The organism is Puia sp. (assembly GCF_036500295.1).
Taxonomy (GTDB): Bacteria; Bacteroidota; Bacteroidia; order Chitinophagales; family Chitinophagaceae; genus Puia.
The window spans coordinates 1-19517 of sequence record NZ_DASYCH010000078.1 but is presented as its reverse complement, the minus strand read 5'-3'; the positions used below and the strand labels follow the sequence as shown (position 1 = coordinate 19517).

The 19517-nt window shown below is 56.4% G+C and carries 11 protein-coding genes; 5 read left to right on the top strand and 6 right to left on the bottom strand.

Going from position 1 to position 19517, the window contains the following annotated elements; translation table 11 throughout:
• The 3 genes from VGM48_RS15200 to VGM48_RS15190 all read right to left on the bottom strand — a co-directional run.
• On the bottom strand, positions 1 to 653 hold a 653-nt coding region (locus VGM48_RS15200; RefSeq protein ID WP_331580559.1), incomplete at its 3' end, for an inositol oxygenase family protein.
• 18 nt (positions 654 to 671) lie between these two features.
• A complete protein-coding gene (locus VGM48_RS15195; RefSeq protein ID WP_331580557.1) occupies positions 672 to 2174 on the bottom strand; it encodes a hypothetical protein in 1503 nt (500 codons plus the stop codon).
• 60 nt (positions 2175 to 2234) lie between these two features.
• Complete coding sequence (locus VGM48_RS15190) at positions 2235 to 5144, bottom strand: VIT domain-containing protein (RefSeq protein ID WP_331580555.1); 2910 nt, start codon at positions 5142 to 5144, stop codon at positions 2235 to 2237.
• A 246-nt stretch (positions 5145 to 5390) separates the two neighbouring features.
• Between VGM48_RS15190 and VGM48_RS15185 the strand changes: the two genes are divergently transcribed.
• The 5 genes from VGM48_RS15185 to VGM48_RS15165 all read left to right on the top strand — a co-directional run bounded on the left by VGM48_RS15185 (position 5391) and on the right by VGM48_RS15165 (position 13172).
• A complete protein-coding gene (locus VGM48_RS15185; protein ID WP_331580553.1) occupies positions 5391 to 6353 on the top strand; it encodes a hypothetical protein in 963 nt (320 codons plus the stop codon).
• Positions 6354 to 6362: 9 nt separating this feature from the next.
• Positions 6363 to 8858, top strand: a complete 2496-nt coding sequence (locus VGM48_RS15180; protein ID WP_331580552.1) for a S9 family peptidase — start codon at positions 6363 to 6365, stop codon at positions 8856 to 8858.
• Between the two features lie 99 nt (positions 8859 to 8957).
• The gene (locus tag VGM48_RS15175) at positions 8958 to 10076 is read left to right on the top strand and encodes a sensor histidine kinase (protein ID WP_331580550.1); all 1119 of its coding nucleotides are present in this window, start codon (positions 8958 to 8960) and stop codon (positions 10074 to 10076) included.
• Entirely contained in the window at positions 10070 to 10780 is a 711-nt protein-coding gene (locus VGM48_RS15170; protein WP_331580548.1) for a LytTR family DNA-binding domain-containing protein, read from the top strand. The genes VGM48_RS15175 and VGM48_RS15170 overlap by 7 nt, the downstream gene beginning before the upstream one ends.
• A 139-nt stretch (positions 10781 to 10919) precedes the next feature.
• The gene (locus VGM48_RS15165) at positions 10920 to 13172 is read left to right on the top strand and encodes an outer membrane beta-barrel family protein (protein WP_331580546.1); all 2253 of its coding nucleotides are present in this window, start codon (positions 10920 to 10922) and stop codon (positions 13170 to 13172) included.
• 2 nt (positions 13173 to 13174) lie between these two features.
• On the opposite strand, the gene VGM48_RS15160 is transcribed toward VGM48_RS15165, so the two are convergent.
• From VGM48_RS15160 to VGM48_RS15150, 3 genes are all read right to left on the bottom strand, one after another.
• A complete protein-coding gene (locus VGM48_RS15160; protein ID WP_331580544.1) occupies positions 13175 to 15556 on the bottom strand; it encodes an ABC transporter permease in 2382 nt (793 codons plus the stop codon).
• 9 nt (positions 15557 to 15565) lie between these two features.
• Entirely contained in the window at positions 15566 to 17944 is a 2379-nt protein-coding gene (locus tag VGM48_RS15155) for an ABC transporter permease (RefSeq protein WP_331580542.1), read from the bottom strand.
• A 137-nt stretch (positions 17945 to 18081) separates the two neighbouring features.
• A partial coding sequence (locus VGM48_RS15150) for a glycoside hydrolase family 32 protein (protein ID WP_331580540.1) occupies positions 18082 to 19517 on the bottom strand: 1436 nt, incomplete at its 5' end.

Genomic DNA, 19517 nt, shown 5'->3' with positions numbered 1-19517 from the left:
TAATCCTTCATCATCTGATAGACATATTCGTCATGCCCCCAGGAGAGATGGACATTGCGCAATCCGCAATTGGGGCTATAGACCCCGTATTTCGTTTGATATTGTTCGTTATCCTTATCGGGATTCAACTGAAAGTATTCGGGGTACACGATCTTGTCCGACCAGGCACAGCCCACCGGGAAGGTGTCGCCCACCACGGCCCATTGCGCCTCGCCAAAAAGACAAAGCACCTTGCCCATGTCGTGGAAAAGCCCTGCGAGCACCATCCAGTCGGGATGTCCGTCCCGGCGGATCGCCTCGGAGGTCTGCAGCAAATGCTGGAATTGATCCAGATCCGTATCGGGGTCGCTGTCATCTACCAGTTGATTGAGGAAATCGAACGCGTCCCACACCGACATCTCTTTTTTATCAAAACCCAGAAATTCCGCGCGTTTCTGCTGCACAAAGTCATAGGTCTGAAAGGTGTGGTTCAGCTTATAAAACTCCCGAACCGTATCCCGGCCCGGCGTCTCATAATTCCGGTACTCTTCCGTCGTCTTCCCTGTTTCCTTTGCGACGATCGACTCGGGATCGGGGTAACGTTCCAACACATCGTCTTCCCACACGTCGAGAGAGGACAAAGGATTCTTTTCGGCTGAATTAAGCGGTTGCATTATTAGCAGATTTTAGCATCAAGTTACGGAAAAAACCCTGGATTTCGAAACCCCGGCCACGGTAAAAACAAAAAGTACGATCAGGGGCAGTACCTGGTATCGAAATACGCTCGGCGTTGCAAAAATGCTAAAAAAAGCGTTCGCCAAAAGAAATGCCGAGGCCAGGCGGAAACAGGCCGTAAATACCTTATTCCGTTGCCGCAGGGTCCGAAACGAAAGGAACAACAAAGCCGTAATCACGAACGACAGGTTCAGCAACGTATAGGTCCAGGCCATGGGCGCCAGCACTTTCGACTGCAGCGTCACCGAAACCGCTTTCACGTGTACGCCGGGATAGCGGAACCAGTTGGCCGCCAGGGAATCGACGTCCGGTTTCCCTTCGTTGAATGCGGCCATATTATCGAGACCCGTTAGAAAAAACACCTTCGCACTCGGCCAGCCATAATAACGGAGAAAGGCAACCGGATGTTTCCGCGCAACAAAATAACCATACTGCGAAAAAACGACCCCCACCCGGTTCCAGGCGTCAAAATAGGACAGCTTGTGCTGGCGCTTGTACGCCTCCATATACAGATGCAGCGGGCTCGGATGGAGCCACATATAGGCCGTCGTCACCTCCGGCATCGCCCGCGTCTCCGGTGCTCCTACGTCCCGGCCGCCTGTATTTGCCACCGTACGAACACCCGGGCCAACGACGGTCCGCCCCGTCCCCACAAAATAATCGCTCACATAGCCCGCCAGGACCCGGCACTCCGCCGAAGGCAGCCCAGCCGTATCTACCGGGATATGCGGATACAGGTTGAGCACATTGTTCGCCATCTGCCATCCGCTGAACGCCGAGAAGAGATCGGCCCCTGTTTCCCGCCTTGTGACGGATTTGATCCAGAGCGTTCCGGCCACTACGACCCCGATGCTCGCTACGACTCCTATGGCGCTATACCTCCATCCCCGCCGCGCCAGCAGGATCATCAGCGCCGCAACGGCCGGATAGAACAGGGCCGCGTACCGCAGGTTGAAGATCACAAACAGCAACACCACCTGTAACGCCAGGCGCCGCCATCCTGCCGCCCGCAGGATCCCCATCAGCACCGTCAGCCAGATGAGGCTGAGCCCGATGAACAAGGCGTCGCTCGAGATATAGTTTGCGACATAAGGAATGACCGGGTCGAGCAATACGAACGCCATCAACACCGCGACAGTCCGCTCCCCCACCCCGCACCAGCGCCGCAGCGACAGGACAAGCCCCAGGCTGGCGCCCTGCAAAAGCAGATACTGCAAGGTCACCACCACCGTATCCGGAGTGGAGAACACATGCACCAGGCGCAGGAACAGCGAATACCCGATCGGCCGGAAGCTGATGGCATCCTGGTCCAACGCCGCCTGGATATAGGTATAGGAATCGGTGAAATAGTCGGCGTAGGGATAAAAGCATTTGAACGCGATCCACTCTATCGCCAAAATAGGAAGTACGACGGTCAGCCACGCCGCCGTCGTCCATTCCCGGTCTTTGATTATTTTCATGCGCATCGATTCCGGCCAAAAATAGCACAAAACCCCACTCCCGCCACCGGCCGGCGCCGATCAGAATTGGAAATCGCCCACATACACCGCGCCTTTCGACCCCGGCTTCATCTGCAGGGTCACCAGGCTGCGCTGCTGCTGCGGCCCGCCATAATGCGTGTATACTTCGACCAGCAGCGTTGTTTCCCCCGCCAGCCGCACCTGCGTATCCCCGTAATAGTTGACCTCCACCTTGTAGCGGCCCTTTACGGCCTTCTTCAGCAGGAACTGCTCCGGTCCAAGCCCCTGTGTGAAGTCATGCGAGATGCGTCCGCCCATCGCGGTGTTGCGATGACCGTAGAAACACCGTTCATTATCCGGATCGGTGACCCACAGATCGATATCCGTGCTGCTGCGGTTCCAGTTCAACACCACCCGCATATCCACAGGCATCTCCGCCACCAGCTTCCGCGGGATCCGGCCTGTATTCAGTTTCGATCTATGCCGCGCGATCAGGGTGTTGATCTCCGGCAACAAGGTCTCTTCGATACCTGGGTACAACCCACTGACCGTGACATCGTAATTCTTTGTCAGCGCCAGGTTCAGGGTATCCAGCGCGTTTTGATAAAGCCCCGCATCCTCCAAGGCGAGACCGTAGTCGCGATAGCTCTGCGGTTCGAAGGGCCGCCATTCCAGGATCTTCCGGAAGGCGGCACAGGCCGCGCGGGTTTCTCCCGTTTCTTTTAATTTATACGCCATCATCTTATACAACTCATAGTTCCCGGCATCCAGCTCTGCGATATTGGACAGGATGCGAACTCCCGCCGACTTTTCCCCGCGGCCCAGAAAGAATTCCGCCACATGGAAATAGAACAGCGGCACATCGGCATAGTCGGCCCGCAATTTCAGATACAGCGTATACCTGTCACCGGCAGCCGCCGCCTTCAGCTGCTGCAGGTATCGGGTATCTGCCTCGGCTTTCAGCACCGTAAAATTGCCGGCGGCGGGCTCGCCGCCGCCCTTCTCCATATCTACCTTCTTATCGACCTCCCGTTCCCTATCGCTCTTCGAAACACTAAGTCCCATAACCCTCCCCTGGATTGCCCTTGGCACCGGCGACACTACTACCTCATCCATCGCGGCCTCACGCTGCAACCGCGGCGACGACTGCATGGACTCCTCATCCCGCACCACGCGCGGCTCTGTAAACTTCTTCACCGCCGTCTTCGGCCACTTCCCATTCCACCAGTCAAACAACTCATTAAAATATTGCTCCGCGTTGTCCGCCACCTGCCGGCGCCGCCACCGGTCATCGTCCTGCCGCCCCTTCAGCAACCGGTCAACCTCGTCGCGCAGTTCGGCGGGCGGCTCGATCTCGTACGCGATATAATCCTGGATATTCTCCAGCACTATCAACGACGTGTTCCGCGTCACGATGCCATAGCTTCGCCCCAGATGCCGGATCTCCGCCTGGTTGTCCTCATACCGCTCATCCAGCTCGGCGATCTTCTTCTGCGCCCATACCCGCCCCAGATCGATCCCCGTCGCGCCATGCCGCGCCATATCGAGGCCCACCGGCACCTCCATCGTCACCTTCCTGCCATAACCGAATTGCAGGACGATATTCTTCACCGGCTGATATACCATCCCCGCCACCGTCAAGGCTCCCGTCACCAGCGTCGGCATCGACGGATAACATTCTTCCACGCCTTCACCTCCCCTCACCCCCAAAAAATGCAGCGACTGGGTACATAGCAGATCATGTGCCCTTGCCGCCGACACCGCCAGGAGATCGATCAGCTCGCCGCCGCTGCGCCGGGCGATCGATTGCAGAAAAGGAAAATCCGCGTTCGCCGACGCCGCGATCGTATACACCGGGCCATCGCCTAAACCGATGCGGTCGCTGCCGAAGCTCGAATGCCCGTCGCTCACCAATAGGAATTCATCCGCCGAATAGCTTGCGAGGTCCAGGGCGCCGAACTGCGTCCCGCCATCGTACACCGCGTTCTCCAGTGTCTTCTTCAACGCCTGCCAATTCCCGCCATGGATAGTAAATCGCGTCACGCCGCTGACCGTATTGCTGAACTCCACGAGGCTTACCTCTACATTCCCGATCGTTGAAAAATACGCATCCAGCAAGGCGAACTCTTTTTGATGATCGCGGTGCAGCCCGCTGAGCGAGACATCCCAGAGCAGGCCGATCTTTTTCGGCAACGGCTTTTCGACCGGTTTTGCTTTTGGAAAAATACTCGCCGTGAAAAAATAATGATTCCCGGCGGCCTGCATCCGGATGGCGCCCGTACCCGGCAGTTGGGGGATACGTATGGCTATCGGTTGGTCAGCGCGATAATCCCGCCACTCCTTTTTTGCCGACCAGTTATTGCGCCACTCTTCAAATTGCAGCGCGTCGCCGGTATTCGCGTCGAACCGCGGTTTGGTGGCCGTTCCCGCCACGGTGATCGCTATGGAAAAAGATTCGAGGTTTCGCTTGAAGGCAAGCGGTAACCGGTAGCGCAGATCGGCCTCGTCCTCCCAGGAGAGTTCCTGTTCATATCCGATGATCACCGTTCGCACGCCACCGGCGTTTAGCGGATAGATCCGGGTGCGGAAGGTATTCCCGTCCACCTTCTCCAACAATCCCGGGTCGATCCTACGCCGTTCGGTATTCTCAAATACCTGTGTGGCTTTCTCTTTCTCTACCGGCACGGCCTCGCGCATCTTCCCGGCGATGTCCAGCGCGTAGCGGGATACGCTGACTCCCTGCGGCAATGGAAAATTCAGTTCTCCTTCCAATATCCGCTTCGTGGAATTCCGGAAGACCATCGTCCATGTCGTCGTGGCCATCGCACCATTGATCGACACTTCCACGTCCAGCTTCTGCAGATAGACGTCGCCGGACTCTTTCCCATCCGTCTTTAGCGAAGGCATCTGCGCCATGCCCGTCAGCATCGAAAGGCAGCCAATAAAACAGCACAAAATTCGGCTTAGCATAAGTTTTTTTTAAAGAGATGCAGCCGCCGGAAAATTTGCATACTCTTTTTTTCCGGCTTCCGTCCTTTCCCTTACGGCCTCTTCCGGTTTTAACGCTTCTTTGGCAAATCATTCATATAACTTCCGGTAAAATTCCCGTTCTTACATTCAGTAAGCGGGGCCCCTGGCCCGACAGCTGAAGCCTCCAAATATGACAGCTTTCTACCCGACCCATTAGTCGACCTTTTCATCTGTAAAAAACAAGTTATGTCCACCCCCGACGGTCGGAGAAGCAACCTCCTCCTTATAACCCTTTTATTGGCCGCCTCCGTATTGCTGGAGCAATTCTTCATAGCCCCGATTTTTCCCTGGTTGGGAAATCTGGGTAGCCTCCGGCCGATGGTCGTCTTCCTGGACATCCCGTTGGAGCTGCCGGCGATCGACGTGTTGCCGGTCAGCGTGTTGTTCGCGCTGTTTTATCAGATAGCCCCGTCTGCGGGGCTTACCCGTGAACACCCGGGTATCTCCAGCGGCGCCCGGGTCTGGAAAGCCCTCACCAGCTGGTGGACCCTGCTGATCTTACTCGCTGCCGGCGGCGGCGCCTTCTACCTGGTCCAGGGCTATCTGCCAAGAGCCGTCAGTAACGGCATCGACTCTTTTGGAGTTCGGGCCGATGTTACCCTCCCCTATCCATCCGGAGGCCTGATCCACCTCCATGGATCGGTGGTTATGCTGGCTTTTACCGCCCTCGGCATCGTTATCCTCAACCGGCGGACGGCGACCCCGGCCCTGCAACCACAGCCGGCCGACATCCGCACGACCGGTACACCAGCCGCCGAGCCGCTGTCCAGTTCCGTCGTCTCTTCTTCCGGTACGCTGATCAGCCCCTCCATCAATGAGGTCTTCGCCACCCAGCAACAGCCGCGGCAACAACCTCAGCAACCTCAGCAACCTCAGCAAGCGCAGCAAACGCAGCAGCCACAGCGTCCGCAGCCTGCTGCGTCCGACCATACCCGCTACCAGCCTTCGACCGTCATTCCGGGTTATGAAAAGCCGCTGGTCGCCGGGGCGATGGTTGCCGAAGCGATCCTCAACCCCGAGCCACCGCCCACCTGTCGCCTTACCACTCCACCACCCATCGCCGTAGTCATGCCGCGGCCTGCCCCCGGTATCGGAAAAATGCACCCCTGCTATGTGATCGGCGGTCTCAAGCCGGTAAAAATTCCGTAGCTTAGGTTCATGAGAAAACTACTGCTTATCCTGCTCACGGCTTTTGCCGCCCCGGGTGTATTCGCCCAACCCAACTCCGCAACCGGAGAGCACGGCGTCACCACCCAAACGGATGGCGCCCAAAAATCCGCCGGCGCAAAAGGCTACCAGCTGCCGCCAAAGGAGATCGCCGACCTCCTCCTCGCCCCGCCGACACCCGCCGTCAGCATCGACCGCCAGGGGGTATGGATGTTGCTCAGCAGCCGCAGTTCCTATCCGCCGGTGGAAGAACTCGCCCAACCCGAGCTCCGCATCGCCGGCCTGCGATTCAACCCCGACAATTTCGCGCTGAGCCGCCAAAACTTCATCAACGGCTTCTCCATAAAAAATATCCGCACGGGCAAGGAAACTCCCGTCACCGGCCTCCCCACCCCGCTCCGCGCCGGCAACATCAGCTGGAGCCCGGGTGAGACCCGCATCGCCTTCACCAACACCACCAATAAACAGGTGGACCTCTACGTCATCAACCTCAGCGACAAAAAAGCAACCCGCGTCAACAAGACCCCGCTCAATATCATCACCGGCGGCGCCTATCGCTGGCTCGACGAGAAAACACTTCTCTACAAGATCATCCGCCAACCCGCCTCCGCCGCCCCGCCAAAACAACTGACGCCCGCCGGACCTGCCGTTCAGGAGAACCTCGGGAAGGCAGCGCCGAGCGCCACCTTTGAAGATCTGATAAAGACGCCCTATGACGAAGCCCTCTTCGCTTTCTATGGCGAGTCCCAACTGGTAAAAAATACCGGCGGCCTCGAAACCCCGCTCGGCAAGCCAGCCATCTTCCTCGCCGTGGAACCTTCGCCGGATAAAAAATATATCCTGACCAGAACAGCCCTCCACCCTTTTTCTTATCTCGTACCCGCCTCCCGCTTTCCTTCGAACATCAGCATCCTCAATACCGCCACGGGCGAAACGAAGTCCATCAACATCCTGCCTTCGGGCGAAGGGCAACCCCGCGGCTTCGACAATACGCAAAACGCGCCCCGTGACTACGACTGGCGCAGCGATCGTCCCGCCACACTCACCTGGTGTGCACCGCTCGACAGCGGCCTGATGCGGAAGAAACAGGAATTCCATGACGCCGTTTACCAACTGCCCGCACCCTTCACCGGGGAAGCAAAAGAACTCTTCCGCACGAAACTGCGCTTCGACAATATCATCTGGGGCAACGACAGCACCGCCCTCGTCACCGAGCTGCTGCGCAGCAAACAAACCGAACACCTCCTTCGCTATGACCCGGCAACCAATACGATAACGCTACTGAACACGCGAAACACCACCGACGCCTATGACGACCCCGGCTCTCCCCTTCTTACTCCTAATAAATATGGTGAACGCGTTCTCACCACGACCGACAACGGTAAAAAAGTCCTGTTGAATAACGTGACAGGCAGTTCGCCAAAGGGTGACCTGCCTTTTCTCGCGAAGTTCGATCTTGCCACAAAACAGAACGAGATCATCTGGCGCTGCGCAGCAGGTTCGTTCGAATCGATCGTCGGCACCATCGACGCCGGCAAAGGGCTCTTCCTGAGCCGCCGCGAATCCCAGAAGGAAACGCCCAACTATTATCTCAAAAATCTCGACAAACCCGGTGACGACAAAGCCGTCACCGCCTTTAAAAATCCCTATCCCCAGCTGGAGGGTATTACCCGCGAAAAAATCGGCTATAAACGCGCCGATGGAGTCGACCTCACCGGCGACCTCTATCTGCCAAAAGGCTACGATCCAAAAAGGGATGGTCCTCTCCCGATTCTCATCTGGGCCTATCCCCGCGAATTCAACTCCGCTGCCGACGCGGCCCAGGTCCGCGGCAGCCAGGATCATTTTACCATGATCAGCTGGGGCTCACCTGTATTCTGGGTAACCCAGGGCTTTGCCATCCTCGACAATGCCGAAATGCCCATCGTTTCCGGCGACAGCACTAAAAAGCCGAACGACGACTTCATCAACCAGCTCACTCTCAACGCGCGGGCTGCCATCCAAAAACTATCGGCGATGGGGGTAGGTGACAGCAACCGTGTCGCGGTCGGCGGCCACAGCTATGGCGCTTTTATGACCGTCAACCTCCTCGCTCATACCAAATTCTTCAAAGCCGGCATAGCCCGCAGCGGCGCCTACAACCGCACGCTCACCCCTTTCGGCTTTCAAAATGAGGACAGAACCTATTGGCAGGACCCGTCGCTGTATTACGACATGAGCCCTTTCAACTTCGCCGACAAGATCACCACCCCATTGCTGATGACCCACGGCGAGATGGATGACAACAGCGGTACCTTCCCCATCCAGAGCGAACGCCTCTACAACGCCATCAAAGGCCACGGCGGAACGGTACGTTATATCGTCTTCCCCTACGAGGCCCATGGCTATCGCGGAAGGGAGAATCTCCTCGATTTGCTGTACGAAGAGAACGCCTGGCTGGACAAATATGTAAAAAATGCTACCCGGCATGAGCCGGCGCCATTTTGATGTCATTCATCGCGTAAATCCTGCCAAACAGCGAAGAACCGATTTGCACAAACCCAAAAAACCTACCTTTATTCAAGCCGGTCTACTCCGGCGATCTACTTGGCAGAAGCAACCCTCCATACCATTCCAACCGAAGGCGCGGCCCTCATCGCCGGCGACATCCGCAACGCATCGCTGTTGAAAAGACGTTGGCTCTATCACCCGCTGTTCTGGGTGCTCTACTACGGCCTGACCGTCACGCTCTATCTCAGCCTCAGAGACAAGCTGGACCTTACCATGTATGTCATCACGGCAATATTGGTCGTTGTCGAGGCAGCCTGCGTCTACCTCAATCTCTACCTCCTCATCCCGCGCTTCCTGTTCAGCCGGAAATACGGCCTCTATATCCTGACGCTTCTGGCCATGCTGTGCGTCTGTCCCCTGGTGTTCGAAAGCCTGGAATATGTCTTTATCCGCGCGACCGAACCCAAAATGCTGCCTAAGGCGCATATCTTCACGGTTGGCACCTGGTTTGTCGGCATCATTCAGCTAATCTATATCCTGGGCCTCGCCACCGGATTGAAGTTTGTAAAGGACACCCTCATTAACCAACAGATCCAAAAGGAAAAAGAAAAACATTATCTCGAGACGGAACTCAAATTCCTCCGCGCCCAGATACAACCCCATTTCTTCTTCAACACCCTGAATAATATCTATTCCCTTACCCTGAAGAAATCCGATCAGGCGCCCGAGATCATCCTGAAACTGTCCGATCTGATGAGCTATATGCTCTACGAATCCACCTCCCCCCAGGTACCGCTGACAAAAGAGATCGACTATCTCCAAAATTATCTCGACGTCGAACAGCTCCGTTTCGGAAGCCGCCTCTCCATCTCCTTCACCATCGAAGGCGTGACCGCCGGCGTGCAGATTCCCCCGATGATCCTCATCCTCTTCCTCGAGAACAGCTTCAAGCATGGGGTGAAGAACAATATCAGTCATATTCTGCTCACCATCCGGCTTACCGTAAAAGCCGGCCATCTCTTCTTCCATGTCGAAAACCCCGCGCCCGAAGAGGAGCATGCACTCCTAAACTTCCGGCATACCGACGACGCCAGGGGTATCGGGCTCAAGAATGTCCGCCGTCGCCTCGATCTTTTGTATGGCGATCGCTACACCCTCGACATCCGCGAAGAGAATAAGGTCTTTATGGTCTCCCTAAAAATGCCGCTATGCTGAAAGCACTGCACTATATGATCATCGACGACGAACCCCTTGCCATCGACGTCATCGAAAACTATCTTCACCGCATCGAAGCCGGGAACATCATCCGCTGCGGCAACGCCGTCGAAGCCTTCCAACTGCTACAGAAAAGGCCGGTCGACTGTCTCTTCCTCGACATCGAGATGCCCCTGCTCTCCGGTCTCGATCTGCTCAAATCCCTGAAAGAGCCCCCGGCCATCATCATTACCACCGCCTACCGCGACTATGCCGTCGAAGGCTTCGAACTCGAAGTCACCGACTATCTGGTAAAGCCCATCTCCTTCCCACGCTTTATGAAGGCTTTGGAAAAGATCGTCAAGCTCGCCCGCCCACTCCCGCAAAAAGAAGAAGAGCCTATTGTTTCCAGTAAAGACCATCTCTTCCTAAAGGTCGACAAGAAATTTATAAAGGTCCTCATCGGCGACATCCTCTACATCGAAAGCCTGAAGGACTATGTCCGGGTCCGCACCCGCGACGCCGCCTATATCACCTATCAATCGCTCACGGAAATAACCGACAAACTCCCCGGGGGGCAGTTTGCCCGGGTACATCGCAGCTATACCATCGCCCTTGACAAGATCAACGGCATCGATGGGAATTGCGTTGACATCGATGGCAAACTCATTCCCGTCTCCCGCGAACACCGCCAGGACGTCTTCCGCAAACTCGGAAAAGGATAAAATTCCGTCGGCTCCAAAGCGTCTCCCCAAGTCATTCATCGCGTAAATCGATCCATTCAGCGAAAAGCCGGTCGCTCGCCGAATAACGCCACCGGTCGCGGTTCTCAGCGATTAGTTTTACGGTACAAAAGCTAATCGTATGCAACAACTAATTGCTATTCTCACCATCCTTCTGCTCTCCTTAAACATGCTCCTGCAGCCGATCATCGTCCGCGGGCAGGGCCTCTCCACGGCCCAGAAAGCCGACAGCCTCAAGGCCATCACCGTCACCGGTCGTAAGCCGCCCGTGGAGGTAAAAGCAGATCGCACGATTGTCAATGTCGAAGGCAGTATCAACGCCGTCGGCCAGGACGTCCTCGATCTCCTGCGCAAGTCCCCCGGCGTCATGGTCGACAAGGACAATAATATCAGCCTGTCCGGGAAGAACGGCATAAAGGTCTATATCGACGGCCGCCAGGTCCCCCTCAACGGCACCGACCTTGCCGACTATCTAAAGACCCTCCAGTCCTCCGAGATCGAATCCATCGAACTCATCGCCAATCCTTCGGCCAAATACGATGCCGCCGGTAATGCAGGCATCATCAATATCCGCCTCAAAAAGAACAAGTCCTTTGGCAACAACGGCTCGCTCACCGGAGGGTACCATATCGGCACCCACTCGAATTACAATGGCGGGGTCTCGCTCAATCACCGCGATGCCCATCTCAACTGGTTCGGCAACTATGACTATAACAATACGACGAACGCCATCGACATGGGGCTTTATCGTATTCAGCTGGACACCCTCTTCGATCAACACTCCGTGATCCAACCCCATCTCAGCAGCCATACCTTCAAGACCGGTCTGGACTACTTCCTGAATAAGAACAACACCCTTGGCGTCATGGTCGACGGTTCCCTTTCGAATTTCAGCACCCCGACCGATGCTGTTACCCATATCAGCTATCTGCCCGACGGCACCGCCGATAAGAAGCAACCAAACCGCGTCCTGCAGGCCGACAACACCTCCGGCGGTCATCGCAACAACGGCAACTTCGACCTCAACTATCACCATACCGATTCACTAGGCCGCGACCTCAGCATGGACGCCGACTATGGCATCTATCGCATCCGCAGCGACCAGTACCAGCCCAATCTGTATTTCGATCCCACCGGGACCAATCTGCTCTACAGCGATATCTTCGACATGCTCGCGCCCACCAATATCGATATCTATACCTTCAAGACCGACTACGAACAAAACCTGAAAAAAGGAAAACTGGGTCTTGGCGTAAAGACCTCCTATGTCAGCAGCAGCAACGAATTCCGCCAATACGATGTCGAACCCCCTACCAAACTCCAGGACACCCTCAACAGCAGCACCTTCAACTACAAGGAAAACATCAATGCTGTCTACGCCAACTATAGCCGGCCCTTCAAAGGCTGGGCGCTGCAAGCGGGCCTGCGGGTAGAGAATACGAATGCAAAAGGAACGAGTACCGGCTATAAGTCGGGGCCCGATGGGTACCAGGTTTTCGACTCCACTTTCAACCGCCATTACACCGGCCTGTTCCCCAGCGCCGCGATCACGTATAATAAAAGCCCTATGAAACAATGGACGCTCACCTACAGCCGCCGCATCGACCGGCCGGCCTACCAGGATCTGAACCCCTTTCTCTTCAAGCTGGACGAATATACCTTCCAGAAAGGCAACACCCAGCTCCGACCCCAATACACCAATAGCGTCGGCCTCAGCTTTGTCTTTAAGTCCAAACTGGTCACCACCCTCAACTACAGCCATGTAAAGGATGTGTTTACCCAGCTTGTAGACACGACGCAACGTTCAAAGGCGTTTCTTACCAAACAAAATCTGGCGACCCAGGACATCACCAGCCTCAACATCAGCTACCCCTGGTCTATCGGCCGGTATAGCCTCTTCGCCAATGTCAACACCTACTATTCGATGTATAATGCCGACTTCGGCGCGGGCCGGACGGTAAACCTGCACGTTTTCGCTGCGAATGTCTTCGCCCAGCAAAGCTTCCGCCTCGGCAACGGTTATATCGTCGACCTTTCGGGCTTCTACACCTCGCCTTCCATCTGGCAGGGCACGTTCAAGACCCATGGACTGGGCAACCTGGATGCCGGCGTCCAGAAGGCAATTTGGAACAATAAAGGATTGATAAAACTCTCGGTGAGCGATCTTTTCTATACCCTGCGCTGGACAGCCACCAGCGAGTTCGCAGGTCAATACGTCCGGTCCACCGGGCACACGGAGAGCCGGCAGCTAAAGCTCTATTTCACGTATAAGTTCGGGAATTCCCAGGTCAAGGCGGCAAGGGCCCGCAAGACCGGCGCCGAAGAGGAGGGTAAGCGCGTCTCTGGTCAGAGCAGCGGCGGATTATCCAATTAGGACTATTCGCTGTGCAGGGAACGCACCGGATTCATCAGCGCCGACCTTATAGCCTGGAACCCCACGGTCAACGCCGTGATCACCATCGCCATCATCGCCGCGACAACAAATACCAGCGGGTTGATGGCGATCCGGTAATAATACCCCGCCAGCCACTGATGCAGAAAATACCAGGCCACCGGCGACGCGATCACACAGCTCGCGCCCACCAGCAACAAAAAATCCTTCGACAACAGAACCACCATCTGCCGTACCGACGCTCCCAGCACTTTCCGGATACCGATCTCCTTGGTCCGCTGTTCGGCCATATAGGCCGCCAGTCCGAACAAACCCAGACAGGAAATGAAGATCGCCAGCCCTGCAAATACGCCCGCCAGCTTCCCGATCATTTCTTCGACAGCAAAACTGGTGGCATAGTCCTCATCCACGAATTTATAGTCAAAAGGATGTTCCGTATCGTATTTGTCATGAATGGTCTTCAGCCGCGTCAACGCCACTGATGTGGAGATATTCGGCGCCAACCGGTACAGCAGTCTGCCGCTCCAGCCCGGCTGAAAAAGATACATCACGGGCTCGGCCTCGGCAAAAGGATTGCTTGCCAGCGCATCCTTCACGACACCGACGACCCGCAGCCGGCCGGGCGAGGTGACGGTCTGCCAGTGTACGTACTGGTTGATCGGCTGCTCCAGCCGCATCTGCTTCACCGCCGCCTCGTTGAGGATCACACAGGTCGAGTCGGCTCCAAAATTCCCCGTAAAATTGCTCCCCGCCACAAATTTCATCCCCAGTGTCCGGAAATAATCTTCGTCCGCAACGGGTCGGGTCACGGGCAGGATGGCTTCGCCCGGTTGCCGTCCCGGCCACTGGTCGATCGTTTCGTGTCCATACACCTCCGTCGTCGAACTCAGCGCCCTTGTCATGCTCGTTATGGCGCCGCTGTTCAGCATATCCTGTTTCATGGCGCGATAGTCTCCCCCGGGTATCGTGGAGACCAGCAGCCGGTTCGGATCATATCCCCGCGGACGGTCCTTCGCATATTGGATCTGTTGATAAACGATGATCGTACCGATGATAAGGGCGATACTCCCCGTGAATTGCAACACCACCAGCACCCTTCGCGGCCACGCCGCCGCCCGGCCGACCCGCATCGTTCCCTTCAGAACTTTCACCGGCTGAAAAGAAGAAAGATAAAAAGCCGGCCGCGCTCCGGCCAGCAGCCCCGTCACCAAAACATATCCCAACATCAACATCCAGAAGCCGCCGCTGCCCCAGGGAATAAGTATCGTCTCCCCTGTCATCGCCCGGAAGGCCGGCAACACGGCGCCGGTAGCCAGCATGGCCAGCACAAAAGCCAACGTGGTCATTACCATCGACTCGATGAGGAACTGAAAAATGAGCCCCCGCCGCGAAGAGCCGATCACTTTTCTTACCCCCACTTCTCTCGCCCGCCGCTCACTCCTGGCCGTCGACAAATTCGTAAAATTGATACATGCGATGATCAGCACGAGCAGCCCCACGATGCTGAACATCCGCACCGAATCGATCAGCCCGCCGGAAGGCCGGCCGTCTTTGAACTCAGTATACAAATGCCAGTCCTTCATCGCAAAGAATATGGGCTCCCGTTGAAAAGTAGCATAGGTGGAAGGTGAATAATGTTTCACCAACCCCGCAGCCTTCGCTTCGACCTTCGCCGCATCGGCGCCGGGCTTCAGTGACATATACATTTGCCAGATAGCCAGCTCCCATTGCGCCGAGGTCCTCGGCACCCAATCCCAGCGTTTAAAATCAACCCACGGGAGCAGGATTTGTAAGTGGAAACTGCTGCTGCGCGGAAAGTCTTTCATCACGGCGGTCACCCTCCGGGGTCCCCAGTTCAGCAGCCGCACCGTCTTGCCCAATGCCGGAACATTCCCAAACGCCGCCTTCGCCATCGACTCGGTGATCACCACCGTATTCGGTTGTTTCAAAGCTGTCGCCGCATCCCCCTCCACCAACGGGAAGGGAAACACCTGCAGGAATTCCTCGCCGACGGCATTCAATTCCCCGCGGATCCGCTTATCCCCGACGACCAGCAGCTCCTGTCCGAGCTCATACCTGGGCGCCGTATGCGCAACTTCCGGGATATCCCGCTTCAACGCATCCGCGATCGGCATACATACTTCGCGTTGGCTGCGCACTACACCGTGATCCAGGGAGCGGAAACGCACCTGGTACGCCTGCTCATACCCGGGTATAAAATGGTCATACCCGAGCTGGCCGGTCACCCAAAGCCCGATCACCAGCGCAACGGTCATCCCCGTCGCGAGACCCAATAAATTTAACAGGCTGTAAGTCTTGCCGCGGACGATATTCCGCCAGCCGGTCTTCAGGTAAGTGTTCAGCATATTTTCATGTTATTCGCTTCGTAAGGAAGTCACGGGGTTCATCAGCGCCGACCGGATCGACTGGAATCCCACCGTTATCGCGGTGATCGTCACCGCCAATACTCCGGCAGCGACAAACACCAGCGGGTTGATAGCGATCCGGTAATAATATCCTGCCAGCCACTGATGCAGAAAATAATACGCGATCGGTGACGCGATCACACAACTCACACCCACCAGGAATAGAAAATCGCCCGATAGCAGCACCATCACCTGCCCCACGGAAGCACCCAGCACCTTGCGGATACCGATCTCCTTCGTCCGCTGTTCGGCCATATACGCCGCCAGCCCGAACAACCCCAGACAGGAGATAAAGATGGCCAGCCCCGCAAACACCCCCGCCAGCTTTCCGATCATCGTTTCCAGCGCAAAATGCGACGCATAGTTGTCATCCACAAAAGAATAACCAAACGGTTCACCGGGCACATACTTACCATAGATATCGCGCATCTTCTCCAGCGCGGCCCGCGTAGAAACATTCGGCGCGACCCGGCACGTTACCGCCCAGGTCCAACCGGGTTGAAAGACATAGATCGTCGGATCAGGCGTACCAAACGGATTATTCGTCACGATATTCCTGACGACCCCGATCACGCGCAGTCGCTCGGGCGCGTTGGCGCTGGGCCAGTGGACATAGGCATTGAGGGGCTGTTTCAGCCGCATCCGTTGCACCGCGGCCTCGTTAAAGATGACACATGTGGAATCGGCGCCGAAATTGCCCGAGAAATTGCGCCCTTCCAAAAACCCGATCCCATGGGTCTTGAAATAGTCGCTGTCGGCCACCGCCTGCAGCACAGGTGCAAAGGCCTCGCCGGACAACATCCCCGGCCATTGATCGACGATATTATGACCATGGACCTCCGATGCAGAGGTGAGACTTCTGGTCATGGCCGTAACGACACCCGATCGCAGCACCTCCTGTTTATACACCCCATAGCTGTCGCCAGGGTTAGAGATCACGACCAGCCGGCTGGGATCGTATCCCCTCGGCCGGTCCTTCGCATATTGGATCTGTTGATAGACGATTACCGTGCTGATGATAAGTGCGATGCTGCAGGTGAACTGTAAGACGACAAGAACTTTTCTCGGCAGCGCCGCCGCCTTCCCGATCTTCATCCCCTTAAGCACTTTCACCGGCTGGAAAGAGGACAGATAGAAGGCCGGCCGGCTTCCCGCCAGCAAACCCGTCACCACCACGTATCCGATCATGATCATCCAGAAAAGCCCGTTGTTCCAGGGGATGCGGATCACCTCGCCCGTCATCGCCGTAAAAGCGGGCAGCACCATTTGCACTGCCGCCAGCGCCAGCAGAAAGGCAAGAAAGGTCATCGTCAGCGATTCTACCAGGAATTGAAAGATCAGCCCCTTCCGCGAAGAGCCGATCACCTTTCTTACCCCGACCTCTTTCGCCCGCTTCTCGCTCCGCGCCGTCGAAAGATTCATAAAATTTATACAGGCGATCAGCAGCACCAGCACCCCAACGATGCTGAATAACCGCACATAGTCGATCAATCCCCCCGAAGGGTATCCATCCTTGAACTCGGTATACAGATGCCAGTCCTTCATCGCAAAGAGCACCGGCTCCCGGTGAAAACTGGTCCAGGTCTCAGGAGAATAATGCCGCACCAGCTGTGAGATCTTCTGCTGGGCCTTCACCACATCGGCGCCCGGCTTCAACGCCGCATACATCGTGAAGTAGGCATCTCCCCACCGCGTCGTAGCGGCCTGTACCCAGCCGCCTGAAGCAAATTCTTTAAAGGGAAGCAAAAAATCGAATTGAAAACTGGAATTCCGCGGCAGGTTCTTTACCACGGCGGTGATCTTCCGTGGCCCCATACTCACCATCCGGATAGTTTTATTCAGGGCGGAGGCCTTCCCAAAGACCGCCCGCGCCATCGACTCGGAGATCACGACCGATCCCGGCTCCTTCAACGCAGTCGCGGCATCGCCCTCCAGCAGCGGGAAAGGAAAGACCTGCAGGAACTCCGCTCCCACATATTTCGATAAACCCTCTACCCGTTTGTCATTGACCAGCACCGCATCCCCACCCGTATGAAAAGCCGGCGCCACATACGCCACCTCGGGGATATCCCGCTTCAGCGCATCCCCCACGGGCAGGCTCACATCCTCCTGGCTCCGCATTACGCCGTTATCGCTAAAGCGGAACCGTACCTGATAGGCCTGTTGATAGCCGGGGATCCACCGGTCATTCGACAGCTGGTCATTGACCCAAAGGCCGATCACCAGCGCCACGGCCATGCCCGTCGCCAGTCCCAGGATATTTAAAACACTGTAAAGCTTGCCGCGAAGGATATTGCGCCATGCGGTCTTAAAGTAGGTACCAAGCATAGCAATCCGGCAGCGAAAAAAATGCCGGATCGCACTTTATTGAGAATAAAGCACTTATAAATTGGAATAGGGGACTCCTGTTCGGTATCGATACATTGGCTGTCCGCACCCCGACGCCGCAAACGCCTGCCGCCGACTTACCAGATCGACGCCATCGCCGCATAATTCAGCTCCTTGATCGTCCAGCGGTCGGTGGTATTCACTTTGAACCTCGTCAGCGGCTGTTTGGAAAAATACACGGCGCTCATCACCGTCAGGCCCCCATCCGCGAACACTTCCAGCGAGCTACGGTCCATGACGAACTGCAGGTTCAGCTCCTTTTCCTTACTGATCCTCGGCGCGGTATACACACCGCCAAACCCCGGGTGAAATTCCGTATTCCCCGAAGCGCTCCGGTCGATATAATATTGCTGCTTGACATTGTTAAATCCAAATATGACCTGCTCGCCCGCCTTGTCATAGAAGACGAACGCGACACTCTGGTCCGCCGTCCCGCGTACGTTCAGCACAAACCGTCCCGCGTCATCTCTTAGCTGTGCCGAAAGATCGGCGCTGCTGTCGACGGTGATCCGGCGGATCGTCTCCTTCCGTCGCGCCAGGGTCATCACCTCGGGGGATGGCATCGATGCGAGCCAGGGCTTACCATTGACATCCATCAGAAATACGTTGCGGGGCACCGTCATCGCATTGCGCCAGGTCGACGTAGGCACCTTTGTCGCATAATCCCAGTTGCTCATCCATCCCAGGAAGATGCGCCGGCGGCCGGCGTTGTTCCAAAGCACCCCCGCGTAGTCATCGGGTCCGTAGTCGATCCACCGGGTCGATTGGTCCAGCGGCTTGAAGACATGCCCGTCCCAGTCACCGATAAAATATTGCGTCCCGCTGCCGCCATTGGGGCCGCCGGGATTGTTGCTCACCAACAGGATCCAATAGGTGCGTTCTTTGTCCCCTTCTTTCCGGGTGAAGGAGAACAGATCGGGGCACTCCCATACCCCGCCATGTGCGCCGAGGCCCTCTCCAAATTCACTCTCCTTCGTCCAATTCTTCAGGTCGGGGGAGGAATAAAAGCCGATGCGATCTTTTGTCGCGAGGGTCATGATCCATTTCTTCCCCTTTGCGAACCAGCTCACGTTGGGGTCGCGGAAATCCGTGATCCCCGGGTTCTTCAGCACGGGGTTGCCCTCGTATTTGGTCCAGGTGGCGCCCTTGTCGAGGCTATAGGCGAGGCTTTGATTTTGGAAGGTATTGGTATGTTGCTTTTCGCCGACGGGATCATGATGGGTGAAGATCGCGACCATCGCCGGCTTCCCGGGCTGACCGAACCCGCTGGTATTGGCCGAGTCCACGACCGCGCTGCCTGAGAAGATATACCCGAGGCTATCGGGGTACAGGGCTATCGGCTGTTGCTGCCAGTGCACCAGGTCTTTGCTTGTCGCATGCCCCCAGTGCATCGGGCCCCAGACGATATCGTTTGGATAGTACTGGAAAAAGAGATGGTAAACCCCGTCCATGCGGACGAGCCCATTGGGATCGTTCATCCACTTCTCCTTTGGCGAGAAATGAAAGGCGGGCC